This is a genomic window from Pseudomonas sp. AF32 (assembly GCF_022342325.2).
Lineage (GTDB): Bacteria > Pseudomonadota > Gammaproteobacteria > Pseudomonadales > Pseudomonadaceae > Aquipseudomonas > Aquipseudomonas uvaldensis.
This window is the reverse complement of sequence record NZ_RQJK02000019.1, coordinates 118646-140210: the sequence shown is the minus strand read 5'-3', so window position 1 is coordinate 140210 and position 21565 is coordinate 118646. Positions and strand designations below refer to the sequence as shown.

Here is a 21565-nt window from a genome sequence, read left to right as displayed (position 1 = left end):
AGGAGGAGGGGCGAAATCTCCCACAGTCTGTACTGCGGCTAACAGTCAGAATCGAGCCTTGTCCCTCCTCCTCCCTTCAAGTCCTACCATACAAGCGAGCCTGCTCGCGATAGCGCGTGTTCAAGCACGGATAATGTCGGCTGGCCTGGCCCCATCGCGAGCAGGCTCGCTCCCACAGTTTTCGCGTCGCCCCGAAAATCATGCTCACCCCAAATGCCCCCAGGATTCGCAGCTCAGTTATCGAGCAACTGCCGCACCCGTCCAGCTATCGCCAGGCAGGATGTCAGCCCCGGCGATTCGATGCCGAACAGGTTGATCAGACCAGGCACCCGGTGCTCGGTTTCTGCGCTGATGAGGAAGTCGCGGGCGGGATCGCCGGGCGCGGAGATCTTCGGGCGGATCCCACTGTAGGCCGGGTGCAGGCTCTGGTCCGGCAGGCCGGGCCAGTAGTCGCGGATCGCCGGGTAAAAAGCCGCGGCCCGGGCCGGATCGACCCGGTAATCCTCCCGCTCGACCCATTCCACGTCAGGGCCGAAGCGAGCCTGGCCCGCCAGGTCCAGCGTCATGTGAATGCCCAGGCCGGCGGCTTCCGGGGCAGGGTAGATCAGGTGCCGGAAGGGCGCGCGTCCGGCAAGGCTGAAATAATGACCCTTGCACAAATAGTCGTCGGGCACCGATAGGGGCGGCAACCCTTCCATGCAGCGGGCAAGGGCCGGAGCCTGGAGGCCTGCCGCGTTGATCAGTTGGCGGCAGCTCAAGTTCATCGGTGCCGCACCACCCACTTCCAGCATGAAGTGCCCGACGTGGATGCGGGCCCGTAACAACGGTGCGTGGAACGCGACACTCGCTCCGGCCGCTTCGGCATCGCCCTGCAAGGCCAGCATCAGGGCATGAGAATCCACGATCCCGGTGGAGGGCGAATACAAGGCGGCGACGCAGGCCAGTGCCGGTTCCAGAGCCTGCGCCTGTTTCTGGTCGAGCAGCCCCAGGTCGTCCACGCCATTGGCCAAGCCGCGTTCGAACAATGCCTTCAGGCCTGGCACCTGTGCCTGATCCCGGGCGACGATCAACTTGCCAAGCCGGCGGGTCTCCACGCCGTGGGTTTCACAATAAGCGTACAGCCTGCGTCGACCCTCGACGCACAACTGCGCCTTGAGGCTGCCCGGTGGGTAGTAGATGCCCGCGTGGATCACCTCGGAGTTACGTGAACTGATCCCTGTGCCAATGGCCGCGCCGGCTTCGATCAGCAGCACCTCATGACCGGCAAGGGCCATTTCCCGCGCCACGGCAAGGCCGACAACGCCTGCGCCGACCACGACGCATTCCACATCGACACTCAACTTCATTCTCCTCGGACACAGGGGCGGGTTCAGGGTAGCCGGGTTTGAAAAAAATACCGATGTTAAAAATGTCAGAGTCCAACACCACTTCAGTGAGCCTGGGAACTCGTCCCTTGAGGGAGCGAGCCTGCTCGCGATGACGGTGAGTCAGGCGACGCTGAAAGTGAAGTCGACTATGGATGACGGTCGCCTATGGCGCAGCGTCTCGGTCATGCAGGGACAGTCAAGCATCCGGCCATAAAAAAACCCGCATCTCGCGATACGGGTTTTCAACTACACCGTTCAGGCAATCAGCCCATCAGGCCAGCCTGTTGCACCAACGTCAACAACGGCTGCGGATACACACCGAGGAAGAACGCCAGTACGGCGATAGCCAGCAGCATCACGCCGCCTGCCTTCTGTTCCCAGTGCAGCTCGGCATCGTGGCGACGCAGGTTCGGTTCCATCAGGTACAGGGTGACCATGACGCGCAGGTAGTAGAACACGCCGATGGCACTGCCCAGCACCAGGGAGCCGACCAGCCACCATTGGTGAGCCTCGACGCCGGTGGCGATGATGTAGAACTTGCCGATGAAGCCGGCGGTCAGCGGGATGCCGGCCAGGGACAGCATCATCACGGTCAGCACGGCGGTCAGGTACGGACGGCGCCAGAACAGGCCACGGTATTCGTACAGGGCGTCGGCGTCGCGGCCGTTGTACGGCGAGGACATCAGGGTGATCACGCCGAAGGCACCGAGGCTGGTGATCACGTAGGTGACCAGGTACACGCCGATGGCTTCCACGGCCAGGCCCTTGCTGGCGATCAGGGCGATCAGCAGGTAACCGAAGTGGGCGATGGACGAGTAACCCAGCAGACGCTTGAGGTTGCTCTGGGTCAGTGCCAGCAGGTTACCGAACAGGATCGACGCGATGGCGATGATGGTCAGTACATTGCTCAACACACCGCTGCTGGCCACTGGCGAGATCTGGAACAGTCGCACCATGACCGCGAACACCGCCACTTTCGACGCGGTGGCGAGGAACGCCGCCACCGGCGCCGGGGCGCCTTCGTAGACGTCCGGGGTCCAGAGGTGGAAGGGCACCAGCGACAGTTTGAACGCCAGGCCGATCAGCATCATGCCCAGGCCCAGTTGCGCGATCGGGCTTGGCAGGCCGGTGGCCGCCAGGGCCTGGCCAATGCCGACGAAGTTCAGGGTGCCGGCCTCTGCGTACAGCAGCGCCATGCCGAACAACAGGAACGCGGAACCGGCCGCCGACAGCACCATGTACTTGATGCCGGCTTCCAGGGAGCGCTTGTTGAAGAAGGCGTAGGCTACCAGGCCGTAGACCGGCACCGACAACAGTTCCAGACCGATGAACAGGCTCGCCAGGTGCTGGGCGCCGACCAGGACCAGGCCACCGGCGGCGGCCATCAGGATCAGCAGGTACAGTTCTTCGCGGTTGCCCGGGTAACCCGAACCGCCATCACCGAGATAGGCGTGGGCGAGGGTGACGCAGGCGAGGGTGGCGACCAGGATCAGCGCCATGTACAGGCAGGCGAAGCTGTCGATCTGGATCAGCGGGGTGACCGCCAGTGGAGCGACTTTCAAGGCCGGCAGGATCGACAGCAAGGCCAGGTTCAGCCCCGCCACCGACAGCAGGAAAGTCTGGGAGTGATTGCGGCGCCAGGCGATCGCCAGCATCACCACGAGGATCGTGGCGCTGGTGATCAACAGCGGCGCAAGCGCGATAAAGTGTTGAATCGTGAATTCCATAGCGCTCTTACCGGGCCGAAGCGAGTTGAGAGAAGGCGGTGCCGAGCCACTGCTGCACGCCATGCATCGTGGCGGCAGAGGTGTCGAGGAACGGTTGCGGGTAAACGCCGAGGTAAATCAGCAGCACCGCAAGGCCGAGCACCATGATCAGTTCGCGACCGTCCATGCCACGCAGTACTTCGTCCGACTTGGATGGGCCGAAGTAGGCGCGGTGGATCATGATCAGCGAGTAGACCGAACCGAACACCAGGCCGGAGGTGGCGATGGCGATGATCCATGGCGAACTGACGAAGGTGCCGATCAGGATCAGGAACTCGCCGACGAAGTTGCCGGTACCTGGCAAGCCCAGGGAAGCAGCTGCGAAGAACAGGCTGATGGCCGGCAGGTAAGCGATGCGCGACCACACGCCACCCATCTCACGCATGTCGCGGGTGTGCAGGCGTTCGTACAACTGGCCGCTGAGGATAAACAGCGCCGCTGCCGACAGACCGTGGGCCAGCATCTGGATCACCGCGCCTTGCAGGGCCAACTGGCTGCCGGAGTAGATGCCGATCAGCACGAAGCCCATGTGCGAGACGCTGGAGAAGGCGATCAGACGCTTGATGTCGGTCTGGGCGAACGCCAGGAAGGCACCGTAGAAGATCCCGATCAGGCCCAGGGTCATGGCGATCGGCGCGAACTCGGCCGAGGCGTTGGGGAACATCGGCAAGGCGAAGCGCAGCAGGCCATAGGCCGCGGTCTTGAGCAAGATACCGGCCAGGTCCACGGAACCAGCGGTCGGTGCCTGGGCGTGGGCGTCCGGCAGCCAGGAGTGCAGCGGCACGACCGGCAGCTTCACCGCGAAGGCGATGAAGAAGCCCAGCATCAGCACGTACTCGGTGGTGCGCGACATCTGCACTTTCAACAGGTCGGCGTAGTTGAAGGTAATCACGCCGGTGTTGTTGAAGTTGACCAGTACCAGACCGAGGATCGCCACCAGCATGATCAGGCCGGAAGCCTGGGTGAAGATGAAGAACTTGGTCGCCGCGTAGATCCGGGTTTTCTTGCCGTCCGCCGAGCTGTGACCCCAGAGCGCGATGAGGAAGTACATCGGCACCAGCATCATTTCCCAGAAGAAGAAGAACATGAACAGGTCCAGCGCCAGGAACACGCCGACGACACCGCCCAGGATCCACATCAGGTTCAGGTGGAAGAAGCCGACGTGGCGCTGGATCTCTTTCCAGGAGCAGAGGACCGAGAGGATACCCAGCAGACCGGTCAGCAGGATCATCAGCAGCGACAGGCCGTCGAGGGCCAGGTGCACGCTGATGCCGAAGCGCTCGATCCACAGGTGCTTGAATTCAAGCGCCCAGGTCGGATTGGCACCCGGGGCAGGGGCCAACGAATAGTCACCGGTCGCCCACAGCCAGAGGCCGAGCGCGAGTTCCAGGGACATGGTCAGCAGCGCAATCCAGCGCGGGAGTGTGGAGCTGGAGCGCTCCGCGATCCAGCACAGCAGGCCGCCGATAAAGGGGATCAGGATTAGCCAGGGCAGAATCATGACGGGCTCGTTTCCTTTCGCAAGTTCGCAAGGTTCATATCAGACCGCTACCAGCACGATGGCGCCGATAACCAGCACGGCGCCAGCCGCCATGGAAGCCGCATACCAACGCAATTGACCGGTCTCGGTACGGCTCAGGGCAGTGTGGCCGCCCTTGGCCATGCGCGGGATCAGGCCAATGGTCTGGTCGAGCGGGTCTTTGCGCAGAATGTGGCTGATCGCAAGGTATGGCTTGACGAACAGTTTGTCGTAGATCCAGTCGAAGCCCCAGGCGGCGAACCACCAGGCCGAAAGGACACGGCCGAGGCCGCTGTTGGCGATGGCCGTGACGAAACGACGCTTGCCCAGGAACAGCAGGGCGGACAGCAGGATACCGGCCAGGGCGATGGCGCCCGAGGCGATTTCCAGGCTGTGCTTGGCTTCGCCGCCGGCATGGCCGACGCTTTGTGGCAGTACGCCGTGCAGCGGCGGAGTGATCATTGCGCCGACGAAAGTCGACAGCACGATCAGCACCGACAGCGGCAGCCAGTGGGCAATGCCATGGCCGGCGTGGGCTTCGGTCTTGGCTTCACCGTGGAACGCGATGAAGATCAGGCGGAAGGTGTACAGCGAAGTCATGAAGGCACCCACGAGGCCGGCATACAGCAGGCCCTGGTTGCCGCTGGCAAACGCTTCCCAGAGGATTTCATCCTTGGAGTAGAAGCCCGCGGTCACCAGTGGCAGGGCCGCCAGGGCCGCGCCACCGACGATGAAGCTGGCGTAGGCCAGTGGCAGTTTCTTCCACAGGCCGCCCATCTTGAAGATGTTCTGCTCGTGGTGGCAGGCGACGATCACCGCACCGGAGGCAAGGAACAGCAGGGCTTTGAAGAACGCGTGGGTCATCAGGTGGAAGATCGCGCCTTCCCAGGCACCGACGCCCAGGGCCAGGAACATGTAGCCGATCTGGCTCATGGTCGAGTAGGCGAGGATCCGCTTGATGTCGGTCTGCACCAGGGCGGCAAAGCCGGCCAGTACCAGGGTCACGCCACCGACGATGCCCACCAGGTGCAGGATGTCCGGCGCCAGGGCGAACAGACCGTGGGTACGGGCGATCAGGTAGACACCGGCGGTGACCATGGTTGCCGCGTGGATCAGTGCCGAGACCGGAGTAGGACCGGCCATCGCGTCCGCCAACCAGGTCTGCAACGGCAGCTGCGCGGATTTACCGACGGCACCGCCCAGCAGCATCAGGGTCGCCAGGACGATCCAGAAGTCACCGGCCTTGAAGTGCTCGGGCGCACGTGCCAGCAGTTCCTGGATGTTCAGCGTGCCCAGTTGCTGGAACAGGATGAACAGACCGATGGCCATGAACACGTCGCCGATCCGAGTCACGATGAACGCTTTCAGTGCCGCGTTACCGTTGTTGCGGTTGCTGTAGTAGAAACCGATCAACAGGTACGAGCACAGGCCCACGCCTTCCCAGCCGAAGTACACGAACAACAGGTTATCGCCGAGCACCAGGAACAGCATGCTGGCGATGAACAGGTTGGTGTAGGCGAAGAAACGCGAGTAACCGGCTTCGCCGCGCATGTACCAGGACGCGAACAGGTGGATCAGGAAACCCACGCCGACCACCACGCCCAGCATGGTCACCGACAGGCCGTCCAGGTACAGGGTGAAGCTCGGCTTGAAGCCTTCCACCGCCATCCACTGCCACAGCACCTGAGCGTACGCGCCGCCTTCAGGTGGCGCGACGTTGAATTGCCAGATCACGTAGGCCGCGACGATGGCGGACAGGCCGATGGAACCGACGCCAACCAGCGCCGAAAGGTTTTCCGACCAGCGTCCACGGGAGAACGACAGCAGCAGGAAACCAATGAGAGGAAATACGAAAGTCAGAAAGAGTAGGTTCATCCGCGCATCTCACTGGCAGCGTCAATATCCAGAGTGTGGAAGCGGCGATACAGCTGCAACAGGATCGCCAGGCCGATACTGGCCTCGGCGGCTGCCAGGCTGATCACCAGGATGAACATGATCTGTCCATCCGGTTGAGCCCAGCGAGCGCCCGCAACGATGAAGGCCAGGGCGGAGGCATTCATCATGACCTCCAGGCTCATCAGCACGAACAGAATGTTGCGGCGCACCATCAGGCCGACCAGACCGAGGCAGAACAGGATGCCGGCAACCGCCAGACCATGCTCGAGAGGGATAGCAGGCATGTGATTACTCCTTCGCCTCGTTACGGCCCAAATGGAACGCCGTGACGGCTGCAGCAAGCAGCAGCATCGAGGCGAGTTCGACCACCAGCAGGTACGGGCCGAACAGGCTGATGCCCACGGCCTTGGCGCCTACGGTGGTTTGGCCGATGCCCTGACCGCTCTGGTGAGCGAACAGCACATACAGCAGTTCACCCAGCAGCAGGGCGGCGAGAATCACCGGTCCCGCCCAGATGCCGGGCTTGAGCCAGTTGCGTTCCTGCTGGACCGAGGCCGGGCCCAGGTTCAGCATCATCACCACGAACACGAACAGCACCATGATGGCGCCAGCGTAGGCGATCACTTCCAGCGCACCGGCAAAGGGTGCGCCGAGGCTGAAAAAGGTCATGGCCACGGCGATGAGCGAAATGATCAGGTAGAGCAGGGCATGTATGGGGTTGGTGTTGGTGACCACGCGAAGCGTGGAGACCACAGCAATACCCGATGCGAAATAGAAAGCGAATTCCATCTTTCTTCCTTAAGGCAGCAAGCTCTTCACGTTGATCGGCTCGGCTTCGTTTTGCGCGGCACCTTTCGGCTTACCGGCAATGGCCATACCTGCAACACGATAGAAGTTGTAATCAGGGTTTTTACCGGGACCGGAAATCAGCAAGTCTTCTTTCTCGTACACCAGGTCCTGACGTTTGAAATCCGCCATTTCGAAATCCGGCGTCAGCTGGATCGCGGTGGTCGGGCAGGCTTCCTCGCAGAGGCCGCAGAAAATGCAGCGCGAGAAGTTGATGCGGAAGAAGTCCGGGTACCAGCGACCGTCTTCGGTTTCAGCTTTCTGCAGCGAGATGCAGCCCACCGGGCACGCCACGGCGCACAGGTTGCAGGCCACGCAGCGCTCTTCGCCGTCGGGGTCGCGGGTCAGGACGATGCGGCCGCGGTAACGCGGTGCCAGGTAGACCGGCTCTTCCGGGTATTGCAGGGTGTCGCGCTTGCGAAAGCCATGGCCGAAGATCATGACCAGGCTTCGCAGTTGGGTACCGGTACCCTTAACGATGTCGCCAATATATTTGAACATGGGTCAAATCCTCACTGAACCGCGGCCGCAGGCGTGTTCAACAACACGATCGCAGCGGTCACCAGCATGTTGATCAGGGTCAGCGGCAGGCAGAATTTCCAACTGAAGTCCATCACCTGGTCGTAGCGTGGGCGCGGGATCGAAGCGCGCAGCAGGACGAACAGCATGATGAAGAACGCGGTTTTCAGGGCGAACCACACGAAGGACAGTTGCGGCAGGATGTCGAACGGACCGTGCCAGCCGCCGAAGAACAGCGTGACCAGCAGTGCCGAGATCAGGACGATACCGATGTACTCACCGACGAAGAACATGCCCCATTTCATGCCGGCGTATTCGATGTGGTAGCCGTCGGCCAGTTCCTGTTCCGCTTCCGGCTGGTCGAAGGGGTGACGGTGAGTCACGGCCACGCCAGCGATGAAGAAGGTACAAAAGCCGAAGAACTGCGGAATGATGAACCACAGGTTCTGGGCCTGGTACTCGACGATGTCGCGCATGTTGAACGAACCGGCCTGGATCACGACGCCCATCAGGGCCAGGCCCATGAAAACTTCGTAGGACACGGTCTGGGCCGAGGCCCGCAGGCTGCCCAGCAGGGCGAACTTGTTGTTGCTCGACCAACCGGCGAACAGCACCGCGTACACCGACAGGCCGGCCATGGCGAAGAAGAACAGCAGGCCGATGTTCAGGTCCGCCACGCCCCAGGTCGGGGTGATCGGGATGATCGCGAAGGCGATCAGCAAGGCGCTCATGGCCACGACCGGTGCCAGGGTGAAGATCACCTTGTCGGCAAACGGCGGCGTCCAGTCTTCCTTGAAGAACATTTTGACCATGTCGGCGGCGATCTGGAACATGCCGTACGGGCCCACGCGGTTCGGACCGTAGCGGTCCTGCCACCAGCCCAGCAGGCGACGTTCGACGAAGCTCAGCAAGGCGCCTGTGACCACCACGGCCAGCAGGATCACAATGGCCTTGAGGACCGTCAGGATCACGTCGATCACTTCAGGGGTGAACCAACTCATTGCGCTGCCTCCTGCAGACCGTCGACGGTTTTGCCGAACACCGCCGGCGGAATACCCGCCAGGCCGGCAGGCAGGGCCACCAGGCCAGCGCCCAGCTGCTCATTGATGCGCAGCGGCAGACGCAGGGTCTGGCCGGCCACGTTCAGGCTCAGTAGGGCACCGTCGTTGACGCCCAGGCGATCGGCTTCGGATTTGGCCAGCGACACGTAGGCGGCCGGAATGCGTTCCTGTACCGGCGCGGCCTTGGAAGAGTTCTCTTCGCTGCCGAACAGGTGATGGAACGGCACGACCTGCCAGGTGCCCGGTGCCGGGTTGAAGGCGCGCGGCACGCTGGCGAACCAGCTCAGGCCATCGCCCTGGCTTTCGATCAGGCGGGTGCCCGGATCGCCAGCACGCAGGTGACCACCGACTTCGTCCTGGAACTTGTTCCAGGCCTGGGGCGAGTTCCAGCCCGGCGACCAGGCGAACGGCACTTGCGAACGCGGTTCGGCGGAGCCCGAGTAACCTTCCATGGAGAAGGCGAACGCGGTGTCCTTGTCTTGCGGGGTGCGCGGTTCGTGGACGCTGATGTTGGCGCGCATCGCGGTGCGGCCGGAGTAGCGCAGCGGTTCACGGGCCAGTTTCAAGCCCTTGATGCGGAACGCGGCGGACGGCGCGGCGTCGACGATGCCGGCCAGTTGCGCGGTGCTCGAAGCCACGGCAGCGGTGACCTGATCCAGTTGCGTCCAGTCGATCGGCTGGTTCAGCAGGGTGGCGCGCAGGGCATGCAGCCAGCGCCAACCTTCGTGGACCAGGATGCTGGCGTCCAGGTATTGCGGGTCGAAAACCTGGAAGAAGCGCTGGGCGCGACCTTCCTGGCTGACCAGGGTACCGTCGCCCTCAGCGAAGCTCGCCGCCGGCAGCACCAGGTGGGCGCGGTCGGTGGTGGCGGTTTTCTGGTGGTCGGCGACGATCACGGTTTTCGCCGCGTTCAGGGCCGCGTCGACACGGGCCTTGTCGGTGCGGGTGTACAGGTCGTTTTCCAGTACCACGATGGCGTCGGCGCTACCGTCGATCACCGCTTGCAGCGCGGCATCGACCGATTCGCCACCGAGCATGGCCAGGCCAAGGCTGTTGGCTTCCAGCACGACCAGGCTGATGGAACCGTTCTTCTCGCGCAGCTTCAAGGCCTTGGCGATGTTGGCGGCGGCTTCGATCAGCGCCTTGGAGCCCAACGAGGTGCCGGCGATGATCAATGGGCGCTTGGCCGCCAGCAGGGCGTCGGCGATGCGTTGCACCAGGGCGGCCGCTTCGCTGTCCAGGCCGTCGACGGCCGGCGCGCTGGCGTCCAGGGCGTGAGCCACGGCGAAACCGATGCGGGCCAGGTCGTCAGGGGCGGCGTGGACGCATTCTTCGGCCACGTCGTCGAGCTTGGTTTCGGCAAGGCTGGCGATGAACAGCGGGTTCAGCTCATGTTGGCCGATGTTCTTCACGGCGGCGTCGAGCCACGGCTGGACGCGCATCGCGTCGGCCATGTCTTCGGCCTTGCCCTTGACCGACTGGCGCAGGGCCAGGGCCATGCGGGCGGCGGTCTGGGTCAGGTCTTCGCCAAGGACAAACACCGCGTCGTGGTCTTCGATGTCACGCATCGTCGGCACGGGCAGCGGGCTGCTATTGAGTACGTCCAGCACCAGGCGGATGCGTTCCAGCTCACCGGCTTCGATGCCGCTGTAGAAGTGCTCGGCGCCCACCAGTTCACGCAGTGCGTAGTTGCTTTCCAGGCTGGCTCGAGGCGAGCCGATGCCGACGATGTTGCGACCGCGCAGCAGGTCGGCGGCCTTGTCCAGGGCTTCGTCCAGGCTCAGTTTGGTGCCGTTGGCCAGCAGTGGCTGGCGAGGGCGATCCTTGCGGTTGACATAGCCATAGCCGAAACGGCCACGGTCGCAGAGGAAGTACTGGTTGACCGAGCCATTGTAGCGGTTTTCGATACGACGCAGTTCACCGTAGCGCTCGCCTGGGGAAATGTTGCAACCGCTGGAGCAGCCATGGCAGATGCTTGGTGCAAACTGCATGTCCCATTTGCGGTTGTAGCGTTCGGAGTGGGTCTTGTCGGTGAACACACCGGTCGGGCAGACCTCGGTGAGGTTGCCGGAGAACTCGCTTTCCAGGGTGCCGTCTTCAACGCGACCGAAGTATACGTTGTCGTGGGCACCGAACACGCCCAGGTCGGTGCCGCCGGCGTAGTCCTTGTAGAAACGCACGCAGCGGTAGCAGGCGATGCAGCGGTTCATCTCGTGGGAAATGAACGGGCCGAGTTGCTGGTTCTGGTGAGTGCGCTTCTTGAAGCGATAACGGCGCTCGTTGTGGCCGGTCATCACGGTCATGTCTTGCAGGTGGCAGTGACCGCCTTCCTCGCAGACCGGGCAGTCGTGCGGGTGGTTGGTCATCAGCCATTCGACGACACTGGCACGGAAGGCCTTGGACTCTTCATCGTCGATGGAGATCCAGGTGTTGTCGGTGGCGGGGGTCATGCAGGACATGACGATGCGACCACGGGTGTCGTTCTCGTCGGTGTACTGCTTGACCGCGCACTGGCGGCAGGCCCCGACGCTACCAAGCGCGGGGTGCCAGCAGAAATAAGGGATGTCGAGGCCTAGCGACAGACATGCCTGTAACAGGTTGTCTGCCCCATCGACTTCGAGCGCTTTGCCGTCTACGTGGATAGTGGCCATGGTTCAAAGTTCTTCGTTGGCCCGGTGTCAGCGGGCGTGGCTAATGGAATCTTGTGGTTCGTCCGAATCCAAACAGCCTCGGAGGCGTCATCGGACGAAAGGCGAAGGGCACGGACCCTTCGCCTTTTTTAAGCGTTGTTACGCGCCGACCATGGTCGGCGTGACCACCTGATTGAGGTCGCCCGCGCGGGTGGGCGCGATGCCGGCCTCGAATTCAGGGCGGAAGTATTTGATTGCGCTGCCCAACGGCTCCACGGCACCCGGTGCGTGAGCACAGAAGGTCTTGCCTGGGCCGAGGAAACCCACCAGACCCAGCAGGGTCTCGATGTCGCCGGCCTGGCCTTCGCCTTTCTCGAGGGCCCGCAGCAGCTTGACGCTCCAGGGCAGGCCATCGCGGCAAGGGGTGCAGAAACCACACGACTCACGGGCGAAGAACTCTTCCATGTTGCGCAGCAGCGAGACCATGCTGATGCTGTCGTCCACCGCCATCGCCAGGCCGGTCCCCATACGGGTGCCGACCTTGGCGATGCCGCCGGCGTACATCTGCGCGTCCAGATGTTCGGGCAACAGGAAGCCGGTACCGGCGCCGCCAGGCTGCCAGCACTTGAGCTTGTAGCCATCGCGCATGCCGCCGGCATAATCCTCGAACAGCTCGCGGCCGGTGACGCCGAACGGCAGCTCCCACAGGCCGGGGTTCTTGACCTTGCCGGAGAAGCCCATGAGCTTGGTGCCCATGTCTTCACTGCCGTCGCGGGCCAGGGATTTGTACCAGTCAACACCGTCGGCGATGATCGCCGGCACGTTGCACAGGGTCTCGACGTTGTTCACGCAAGTCGGTTTGCCCCAGACGCCGACGGCGGCGGGGAAGGGTGGCTTGGAGCGCGGGTTGGCGCGACGGCCTTCCAGGGAGTTGATCAGTGCGGTTTCTTCACCGCAGATATAACGCCCGGCGCCGGTGTGCACGAACAGTTCGAAATCAAAACCCGAACCGAGGATGTTCTTGCCCAAAAGGCCGGCGGCCTTGGCTTCTTCCACGGCACGGTTCAGGTGCCTGGCAGCGGTGGTGTATTCGCCGCGCAGGAAGATGTAGCCACGGTAGGTCTTCAGCGCACGGGCACTGATGAGCATGCCTTCGATCAACAGATGGGGCAGTTGCTCCATCAGCATCCGGTCTTTCCAGGTGTTGGGCTCCATTTCGTCCGCGTTGCACAGCAGGTAGCGGATGTTGATGGATTCGTCCTTGGGCATCAGGCCCCACTTCACGCCAGTGGGGAAGCCCGCACCGCCGCGACCCTTGAGGCCAGAGTCCTTCACGGTCTGGACGATGTCGTCCTGGGCCATCTGGGTGAATGCCTTGCGTGCAGCGGCGTAGCCATTCTTGGCCTGGTACTCGTCCAGCCACACCGGTTCGCCGTCGTCACGCAGACGCCAGGTCAGCGGATGGGTTTCGGCCGAGCGCTGGATGCGGTTGGCGGGCCCGAAGGAAGTCAGGGTCATACGTAGCCCTCCAGCAGTTTGGCGACGCCATCCGGCTTGACGTCACCAAAGGTGTCGTCGTCGATCATCAGCGCCGGGGCCTTGTCGCAGTTGCCCAGGCAGCACACCGGCAGCAGGGTGAAGCGGCCGTCGGCGGTGGTCTGGCCGAGGCCGATGCCCAGTTTGCTCTGGATCTCGCTGACCACCGACTCGTGGCCACCGATGTAGCAGACCATGCTGTCGCAGACGCGAATGATGTGGCGGCCCACGGGTTGGCGGAAAATCTGGCTGTAGAAGGTCGCGACGCCTTCGACGTCGCTCGCCGGGATGCCGAGGATCTCGCCGATGGCGTAGAGCGCGCCATCCGGCACCCAGCCACGTTCCTTCTGGACGATTTTCAAGGCTTCGATCGACGCCGCGCGCGGGTCTTCGTAGTGATGCAGCTCGTGCTCGATGGCCGAGCGCTCGGTTTCGCTCAGGGCGAAACGGTCTGTCTGGATAAGCGTGCTGTTCATGCTTAGCGGTCCACGTCGGCCATAACGAAATCGATACTACCCAGGTACGCAATCAAGTCCGCGACCATGCTGCCTTTGATCACCGAAGGGATCTGCTGCAGGTGCGGATAGCTTGGAGTACGGATCCGGGTGCGGTAGCTCATGGTGCCGCCGTCGCTCGTCAGGTAATAACTGTTGATGCCCTTGGTCGCTTCGATCATCTGGAAGGATTCGTTGGCCGGCATGACCGGGCCCCACGAAACCTGCAGGAAGTGCGTGATCAGGGTCTCGATGTGTTGCAGCGTGCGTTCCTTGGGCGGTGGCGTGGTCAGCGGATGGTCCGCCTTGTACGGGCCTTCCGGCATGTTGCGCATGCACTGCTCGATGATCTTGACGCTCTGGCGCATTTCCTCGACGCGAACCATGCAGCGGTCATAGGCATCGCCGTTGGCCGCCAGCGGTACTTCGAATTCGAAGTTTTCGTAGCCGGAGTAGGGGCGCGCCTTGCGCAGGTCGAAATCGCAGCCGGTGGAACGCAGGCCGGCACCGGTGACGCCCCATTCCAGGGCTTGCTTGGTGTTGTAGGCAGCCACGCCGATGGTCCGGCCCTTGAGGATGCTGTTCTGCAGGGCAGCCTTGGTGTATTCGTCCAGGCGCTTGGGCATCCACTCGACGAAGTCCTTGACCAGCTTTTCCCAGCCGCGTGGCAGGTCGTGGGCGACGCCGCCGATGCGGTACCAGGCCGGGTGCAGGCGGAAACCGGTAATGGCTTCGATCACCGTGTAGGCCCGCTGGCGGTCGGTGAACGTGAAGAACACCGGGGTCATGGCGCCGACGTCCTGGATATAGGTACCCAGGAACAGCAGGTGACTGGTGATCCGGAAGAACTCGGCCATCATGATGCGAATCACGTTGACCCGGTCCGGTACGGTGATACCGGCCAGCTTCTCGACCGAGAGTACGTACGGCAGGTTGTTCATCACCCCGCCGAGGTAGTCGATACGGTCGGTGTACGGGATGTAGCTGTGCCAGGACTGACGCTCGCCCATCTTCTCGGCGCCACGGTGGTGGTAGCCGATGTCCGGGACGCAGTCGACGATCTCTTCGCCGTCCAGTTGCAGGATGATCCGGAACGCACCGTGGGCCGAAGGGTGGTTCGGACCGAGGTTGAGGAACATGTAGTCCTCGTTTGCCCCGGAGCGCTTCATGCCCCAGTCTTCGGGCTTGAAGCGCGCGGCTTCCTCTTCGAGCTGTTGCTTGGCCAGGGACAGGCTGAACGGGTCGAATTCGGTGGCGCGGGCAGGGAAGTCCTTGCGCAGTGGGTGACCTTCCCAGGTCGGCGGCATCATGATGCGCGTCAGGTGGGGGTGGCCGGGGAAGTCGATGCCGAACATGTCCCAGACTTCACGCTCGTACCAGTTGGCGTTTGGCCAGATGCTGGTCACGGACGGCACGCTGAGGTCGTTCTCGGACAAGGCGACCTTGATCATTACGTCACTATTACGTTCTACCGACAGCAGGTGGTAGAACACGGTGAAATCCACACCGCTTGGCAGCCCGTGACGCTTGGTGCGCAAACGCTCGTCCACGCCGTGCAGGTCATAGAGCATGACGTAGGGCTTGGGCAGGTTGCGCAGGAAGGTCAGGACTTCAACAAGCTTCTCACGGGCGACCCAAAGCACCGGCATGCCGGTGCGGGTTGCCTGGGCGGTGAACGCCTCGGGGCCAAAACGGTTATTGAGTTCGACGACCACATCCTGGTCGTCTGCCTTGTAAGGCGGGATGTACAGAGCACTGCCTGTAGTCATGGTTATTTATCGCTTTCGGTCAACGTAAAGAATGAAGCCAGTTTCTCGTTTCTTGACGGAACAGAGCTGGATCAGACTTCGTCGGGGCTGCGCAGGTTGGTGACTGCGATTCGCTGTTCGCGGCGCTCGGCCTTGGTCGACGGCATGTCGGCGCGATAGACGCCTTGATCACCGACGACCCAGGAAAGCGGGCGACGTTCCTGTCCGATGGATTCCTGCAACAGCATCAAGCCTTGCAGGAACGCTTCGGGACGGGGCGGGCAGCCGGGCACGTATACATCCACGGGCAGGAACTTGTCGACGCCCTGGACCACGGAATAGATGTCGTACATGCCACCGGAGTTGGCACAGGCGCCCATGGAAATGACCCACTTGGGTTCAAGCATCTGCTCATACAGGCGCTGGATGATGGGGGCCATCTTCAGGAACGGCGTACCGGCGATAACCATGAAGTCCGCCTGGCGTGGTGATGCCCGGATCACTTCGGCGCCGAAGCGCGCGATGTCGTGGGGCGCCGTGAAGGCGGTGGTCATTTCCACGTAGCAGCACGAAAGGCCGAAGTTGTACGGCCACAGGGAGTTCTTGCGACCCCAGTTGACCGTGCTGTTCAGCACGTCTTCGAGCTTGCCCATGAAGATATTCTTGTGGACTTGATCCTCTAACGGATCGGCGACGGTTTCCCTTTCGCCAATCGGGTACTGCTCGTTAGGAGCATCCGGGTCGATCCTGGTGAGATTGTATTGCATTGCCAAAGCCTCATTGTTTCAGCTTCGCTTGCCGCTTGCGCCGAGCTTCCGGAGCCCAATCAAGTGCCCCCACCCGGTAAAGGTAGACAAGACCTGCCAACAGAATTGCTATGAAAACGAGAGCTTCGACAAATCCGGTCCAGCCGCTTTCGCGGACGGACACAGACCAGGCAAAGAGAAAGAGGGCTTCGATATCGAAGATCACGAAGAGCATCGCGACCAGATAGAATTTGGCTGAGAGCCGCAAGCGGGCGCCACCGGTAGGTAGCATGCCGGACTCGAACGGTTCGTTTTTGCTGCGGCCCCAGGCTCGTGACCCGAGGAGGCTGGAGACGCCGAGCATGAAGGCACACAGGCCGACGACACCCAGAAGGAAAATGGCAAAGCCCCAGTTGTGGGCCATGAGTCCTGTCGCTTCGGGCATGCTGGAAATCCTTAACAGAGAGCAAAGGTCTCTGAGCTTGAAAAGAAATAACGCAGTGACGATATGTCGCAGCAATCAATCGCGGTGATTTTATGGCTAAACACCGGGCAAGTAAAATTCGATAGCGAAATTATTTATTGGAATAAGGACATCACACCTCTCTGATGGCCTCGAAGGCCTGTTCCTGTGGGGTGCCGGCCATTTGTTGATCGGTATATCCAGGGCGACGAGTAATAATGAAAACGCCTTTCAAATGATAATTATTATTGTTTGCGGGGTGTTTTCCCGGTTGTTTCCTTCGACAGTCGGAAACTTGCCTTACATGGCAAGGGCTGCAGTTGTCAGCGCCGGCCTTTTTACTCTTTTTCAGACTACCCGATACTGCGTTCGATCAATTTTTTTGTTGCTCACACATTTTTCCACTGTGGGAGCGAGCCTGCTCGCGATGGGCGCCATCGCGAGCAGGCTCGCTCCCCTAGAGGGGCCATTGCGTTGGTTTGCTTGAAGCGTAGGCGAAAAAAAGCCCCGAACCAGTCGGGGCTTCAGATCGTCGGCCTTGCAGTTAGCTTTCATTCGGTCCGCAAGGGCCGTTTATCCATGGATCAGTGGAACTGCTCTTCTTCGGTAGAGCCGGTCAACGCGGTCACCGACGAAGCGCCACCCTGGATCACGGTGGTCATGTCGTCGAAGTAGCCGGTGCCCACTTCCTGCTGGTGAGCCACGAAGGTGTAGCCTTTGGCGGCGTCGGCGAATTCCTGCTCTTGCAGCTTCACGTAGGCGGTCATGTCGTTGCGGGCGTAGTCGTGCGCCAGGTTGAACATGCTGTGCCACATGTTGTGGATACCGGCCAGGGTGATGAACTGGTGCTTGTAGCCCATGGCGGACAGTTCGCGCTGGAACTTGGCGATGGTCGCGTCGTCCAGGTTTTTCTTCCAGTTGAAGGAAGGCGAGCAGTTGTACGACAGGATCTGGTCCGGGTATTCCTTCTTGATCGCTTCGGCGAAGCGGCGCGCTTCTTCCAGGTCCGGCTTGGCGGTTTCGCACCAGATCAGGTCGGCGTATGGCGCGTAGGCCAGGCCGCGGGCGATGGCCTGGTCGAGGCCTGCGCGTACTTTATAGAAGCCTTCCTGGGTGCGGGTACCGGTCACGAACGGCTGGTCGTACGGGTCGCAGTCCGAAGTCAGCAGGTCGGCCGCGTTGGCGTCGGTGCGGGCCAGGATGATGGTCGGAACGCCAGCGACGTCAGCGGCCAGGCGAGCTGCGGTCAGTTTTTGCACGGCTTCCTGGGTCGGTACCAATACTTTGCCGCCCATGTGGCCGCATTTTTTCACCGAAGCCAGTTGGTCTTCGAAGTGAACGCCGGCGGCGCCTGCTTCGATCATGCTTTTCATCAGCTCGTAGGCGTTCAGCACGCCGCCGAAACCGGCTTCGGCGTCAGCCACGATGGGGGCGAAATAGTCGATGTAGCCTTCGTCGCCCGGGTTCTTGCCGGCTTTCCACTGGATCTGGTCGGCGCGACGGAACGCGTTGTTGATGCGCTTGACCACGGTAGGAACCGAATCCACCGGGTACAGCGACTGGTCGGGGTACATCGACTCGGCGGAGTTGTTGTCCGCGGCCACTTGCCAGCCCGACAGGTAGATCGCCTGGATGCCGGCCTTGACTTGCTGTACAGCCTGGCCGCCGGTCAGGGCGCCCATGCAGTTGACGAAATCTTTCTCGGGACGGAAGGATGGCTTGGCGCCCTGGGTCACCAGGTTCCAGAGCTTCTCGGCGCCCATCTTCGCAAAGGTGTGCTCGGGTTGAACCGAGCCACGCAGACGGACGACGTCAGCAGCGGAATAATTGCGCTTCACGCCTTTCCAGCGTGGGTTCTCAGCCCAGTCTTTTTCAAGGGCTGCAATTTGCTGTTCGCGTGTCAGTGCCATGGAGATAAACCTCGTCGCATAGGTCTGGGGTGGAAAAATTCCTGCTCCTGCCGCTTCGCCAGTCATTGGCGAAAAAGGCTGCTCGCTGGCCAGGGGGCCGGGCGCACAAGTCGGTTCAGGCGGGGAGGCGACGGGATGAACGATGGGCTCGAGGGGAAAGTGAGCAGGTACAGGCGAACTGCGGGCGCATTCGGGCGTCGTGGGCCTTCATGTGAACTCAGAGTGATGCCGGATTACCTAGTTACGCTTCCGTCCCTCGGGACAACTTCGTTCCAGTCGCAACCTCGTCAAACACACCTTGTGGGCGGTACAGACACGAATCGGCTCGCGGGGTAGGTGCAAGCGTCGACCCGAAGGCCCTTGCCAGGGCCCCTGATTAGCGGGAGCGAGGCCATCATGCCTTCGGTTTTTTGGCTCGTCAAACGTTTTGTAGTGCTATTTTTCAAGCACTACATCTTTGGTCTAATACGACTCATCAGTCAGTTTTTGATGCTTCAGTTCAGGGTGTCGACCTTGACCCGCAGAATCATGTCATCGCGGCCCTGGGTCGAGTAGCTGCGGGTCAGGCCCTGTTTGTCGGCTTGGGTCTGGCGATTCACGCCGGCCAGGGTGATCCATTCTCCCAGTCGTCCGCTGACGGTTGTGTCGGTACTTTGCACGTTCACTACATCGGGACGTTCCTGGCTCATGCGGTCACGGTTGGTACTGATACTGAGATGAACGGTCTCGCCGGTGACGCTGGCGGTGACATAAAAGCCCTGGGTGACGTTGCGGTATTCGGTCTGGCTTTGCAGGCGCCCGTAATTGTCGGTCTGGCTGCTGGTGAACGGCACGCTCTGGCCGACCTGGATCAGCGCCGGCTGGCCTTCACTGGCTTGAACCTGTTGCACGCCACCGTCACGACTGGCCGTGCTGCGATTGATGATGCGGGTCTGGCTCGGGGCGGCGCCGTTGATGGAATAGCCCTGGTCGCCCTGCAGGTTGTTTTCGTTGGTGTCGACGGTAATCAGCAGGCGCTTGGGCGCGGTGTCCAACTGGGCGAGGAATTGCCTCAGTTCTTCAATCTTGCCCGGGTCGGCGTTAACGATCAGTTGGTTGCCGTAGGCACTGACCTGGCCGTCCTTGCCAATGAAATTCTGCGCCACGGGCAGCAGGTCGGCGCTGGTGCGGTAGTTCAGTGGCACGATCTGCGTGTCGGCCATCACCGACAGGCTGCAACCAAGCAGCAGGGTAGCCAGGAGGGTGCGTAAGGACATTCCATTTCTCCGCGAGACAAAGGCTTGATATTGCCAGTTTGTCGGCCCAGGGTGGGGCAAGTTGAATGATAGACGGCAAAACGCCCCGGCATCGGGGGTGGCGGGGCGTTTTGGGGTGGCTCGGAGGGCCTCATCGCGAGGTCTCAGGCCGAACGCCGCACCATGTCCACATGGGGAATCCCGGCTTCCAGGAATTCCTCGCTGACCACGGCAAAGCCCAGTCGCTCATAGAACGGCGTGGCATGCACCTGGGCACTGAGCATTTGCTGCTTGAGTTCGCGCTTCTCGGCCTCGGCGATCACTGCGTGCATCAGTGCATCGCCCACTTTCAAGCCGCGCCAGTCCTTGAGCACCGAAACCCGGCCGATATGGCCGTCGGTCAGCAGGCGGGCAGTGCCGATGGGGAAGTCGCCTTCGTATGCCAGGAAATGCACCGCGCCCTGGTCGTCGGCATCCCATTCCAGCTCGGGCGGGACCGACTGCTCGACAATGAATACGCTTTCACGAATGCGCCGGATCTCGGCGTTATCCTTTTGCCAGTCTGCGACACGAACGTGAATTTTATTCATCGGCGAACCCCAGGCTGCCTTGTTTGACCAACTCATGGATCAGGCCGCGACCGTCTTCGTCCGCCAGCCACGGGCTGAGGTTCTCGATGTGCAGTGCGTCGGCGGCGCAGATCATTTTCAGCAGCTCGCGCAACTTGCCCGGCAGATAGCGACTCTGGCCGCTGGCGAACAGCAGCAAGTCATCATCCACTTCCGACCAGGCCAGGCGGGCGCTCGGGTTGCGGATGATCACTGCGCCTTGTTCCAGGCTGGCCAGCAGGTCTTCTTCTTCCAGTTCCGGACCTGCCACCAGTTCCGGGTAGCGAGGCTCGGTCATGAACTGGCCGAACCAGGTCAGCAGCAGGCGCTCGTCGCTCATGTGCTCGGCCAGCAGGCCTTTGAGGCGGTCGAGGGCGTCGTGCTGGATCTGGTGTGGATCGCTCACGGGGCGCGCATCGGCGTCGGTGTAGCGCTCTTCGTCCGGCAGGAACTGGCTGAGGAAGTCGGTGAAGTGGGTCAGCACTTCAGCGGCGCTCGGCGCGCGGAAGCCCACCGAGTAGGTCATGCAATCGTCAACGGCCACGCCGCAGTGGGCCAGGCGCGGCGGCAGGTAAAGCATGTCGCCCGGTTCCAGGGTCCATTCGTCGGTGGCTTCGAATTCGGCAAGAATGCGCAGGTCGGCATGCTGCAGCAGTGGGCTCTCGGAGTCGCACATCTGGCCGATCTTCCAGTTGCGCTTGCCGTGGCCTTGCAGCAGGAACACATCGTAGTTGTCGAAGTGCGGACCGACGCTGCCACCCGGGGCGGCAAAGCTGATCATCACGTCGTCGATACGCCAGCTCGGCAGGAAGCGGAAGTGCTCCAGCAGTTCGCTGACTTCCGGTACGAACTGATCGACAGCTTGTACCAGCAGCGTCCACTCGCGCTCCGGCAGCTTGCTGAACTCGTCTTCGGCAAACGGGCCGCGACGCAGTTCCCAAGGGCGCTCGCCGTGCTCGATCACCAGGCGCGATTCGACTTCTTCTTCCAGGGCCAGGCCGGCCAGTTCGTCGGCATCGATCGGGCTTTCGAAGTCAGGGATTGCCTGGCGGATCAGCAGTGGTTTTTTCTGCCAGTAGTCGCGCATGAACTCCCGTGCCGTGATGCCGCCCAGGAGTTGCAGAGGAATATCAGGATTCATGTGTAACCTATTGAAAAAAAGTATTTTTCAGACGCGAATAAAAACGCCCGGCGCTCGGCCGGGCGTCTCAGGGCAAAGCG

At 61.8% G+C, this 21565-nt stretch carries 18 protein-coding genes; all 18 read right to left on the bottom strand.

Features of this window, described 5'->3' with window-relative positions:
* Nucleotides 1-233 precede the first annotated feature (233 nt).
* The 18 genes from EGM97_RS18680 to EGM97_RS18595 all read right to left on the bottom strand — a co-directional run bounded on the left by EGM97_RS18680 (nt 234) and on the right by EGM97_RS18595 (nt 21485).
* The gene (locus tag EGM97_RS18680) at nt 234-1340 is read right to left on the bottom strand and encodes an NAD(P)/FAD-dependent oxidoreductase (protein WP_238965058.1); all 1107 of its coding nucleotides are present in this window, start codon (nt 1338-1340) and stop codon (nt 234-236) included.
* A gap of 290 nt (nt 1341-1630) precedes the next feature.
* The gene (gene nuoN / locus EGM97_RS18675; protein WP_238965057.1) at nt 1631-3094 is read right to left on the bottom strand and encodes an NADH-quinone oxidoreductase subunit NuoN; all 1464 of its coding nucleotides are present in this window, start codon (nt 3092-3094) and stop codon (nt 1631-1633) included.
* 7 nt (nt 3095-3101) lie between these two features.
* On the bottom strand, nt 3102-4634 hold the full coding sequence (gene nuoM, locus EGM97_RS18670; RefSeq protein ID WP_053157843.1) for an NADH-quinone oxidoreductase subunit M: 1533 nt from the start codon (nt 4632-4634) through the stop codon (nt 3102-3104).
* A gap of 39 nt (nt 4635-4673) precedes the next feature.
* Nucleotides 4674-6527: an NADH-quinone oxidoreductase subunit L gene (gene nuoL, locus EGM97_RS18665; protein WP_238965056.1), complete on the bottom strand. Its 1854-nt coding sequence runs from the start codon at nt 6525-6527 to the stop codon at nt 4674-4676.
* Nucleotides 6524-6832: an NADH-quinone oxidoreductase subunit NuoK gene (gene nuoK, locus EGM97_RS18660; protein WP_003180046.1), complete on the bottom strand. Its 309-nt coding sequence runs from the start codon at nt 6830-6832 to the stop codon at nt 6524-6526. Before nuoK ends, nuoL begins: the two co-directional genes overlap by 4 nt.
* Nucleotides 6833-6836: 4 nt before the next feature.
* Complete coding sequence (gene nuoJ / locus EGM97_RS18655) at nt 6837-7337, bottom strand: NADH-quinone oxidoreductase subunit J (RefSeq protein WP_238965055.1); 501 nt, start codon at nt 7335-7337, stop codon at nt 6837-6839.
* 9 nt (nt 7338-7346) lie between these two features.
* Nucleotides 7347-7895 (bottom strand): NADH-quinone oxidoreductase subunit NuoI, encoded by a 549-nt coding sequence (gene nuoI, locus EGM97_RS18650; RefSeq protein ID WP_024779320.1) that lies wholly within the window; start codon nt 7893-7895, stop codon nt 7347-7349.
* Between the two features lie 11 nt (nt 7896-7906).
* Nucleotides 7907-8914: an NADH-quinone oxidoreductase subunit NuoH gene (gene nuoH, locus EGM97_RS18645; protein ID WP_053157834.1), complete on the bottom strand. Its 1008-nt coding sequence runs from the start codon at nt 8912-8914 to the stop codon at nt 7907-7909.
* A complete protein-coding gene (gene nuoG / locus EGM97_RS18640; protein ID WP_238965054.1) occupies nt 8911-11625 on the bottom strand; it encodes an NADH-quinone oxidoreductase subunit NuoG in 2715 nt (904 codons plus the stop codon). Before nuoG ends, nuoH begins: the two co-directional genes overlap by 4 nt.
* A gap of 138 nt (nt 11626-11763) precedes the next feature.
* Nucleotides 11764-13122 carry an NADH-quinone oxidoreductase subunit NuoF gene (nuoF, locus tag EGM97_RS18635; RefSeq protein WP_053157829.1) on the bottom strand — a complete coding sequence of 453 codons (1359 nt, stop codon included), beginning with the start codon at nt 13120-13122 and terminating at the stop codon, nt 11764-11766.
* Nucleotides 13119-13616 (bottom strand): NADH-quinone oxidoreductase subunit NuoE, encoded by a 498-nt coding sequence (gene nuoE / locus EGM97_RS18630; protein ID WP_053157826.1) that lies wholly within the window; start codon nt 13614-13616, stop codon nt 13119-13121. The genes nuoF and nuoE overlap by 4 nt, the downstream gene beginning before the upstream one ends.
* A 2-nt stretch (nt 13617-13618) precedes the next feature.
* Nucleotides 13619-15403 (bottom strand): NADH-quinone oxidoreductase subunit C/D, encoded by a 1785-nt coding sequence (nuoC, locus tag EGM97_RS18625; protein ID WP_238965053.1) that lies wholly within the window; start codon nt 15401-15403, stop codon nt 13619-13621.
* 71 nt (nt 15404-15474) lie between these two features.
* Nucleotides 15475-16149: a NuoB/complex I 20 kDa subunit family protein gene (locus EGM97_RS18620; RefSeq protein ID WP_053157820.1), complete on the bottom strand. Its 675-nt coding sequence runs from the start codon at nt 16147-16149 to the stop codon at nt 15475-15477.
* A gap of 10 nt (nt 16150-16159) precedes the next feature.
* Complete coding sequence (locus EGM97_RS18615; protein ID WP_003180067.1) at nt 16160-16573, bottom strand: NADH-quinone oxidoreductase subunit A; 414 nt, start codon at nt 16571-16573, stop codon at nt 16160-16162.
* A 602-nt stretch (nt 16574-17175) separates the two neighbouring features.
* Nucleotides 17176-18501 (bottom strand): isocitrate lyase, encoded by a 1326-nt coding sequence (aceA, locus tag EGM97_RS18610; RefSeq protein ID WP_238965052.1) that lies wholly within the window; start codon nt 18499-18501, stop codon nt 17176-17178.
* 494 nt (nt 18502-18995) lie between these two features.
* A complete protein-coding gene (locus tag EGM97_RS18605; protein ID WP_238965051.1) occupies nt 18996-19757 on the bottom strand; it encodes a secretin N-terminal domain-containing protein in 762 nt (253 codons plus the stop codon).
* Between the two features lie 143 nt (nt 19758-19900).
* Nucleotides 19901-20326 carry a GNAT family N-acetyltransferase gene (locus EGM97_RS18600; RefSeq protein ID WP_053157811.1) on the bottom strand — a complete coding sequence of 142 codons (426 nt, stop codon included), beginning with the start codon at nt 20324-20326 and terminating at the stop codon, nt 19901-19903.
* Entirely contained in the window at nt 20319-21485 is a 1167-nt protein-coding gene (locus EGM97_RS18595; RefSeq protein ID WP_053157801.1) for a ribosomal protein uL16 3-hydroxylase, read from the bottom strand. The genes EGM97_RS18600 and EGM97_RS18595 overlap by 8 nt, the downstream gene beginning before the upstream one ends.
* Between the last annotated feature and the right edge of the window lie 80 nt (nt 21486-21565).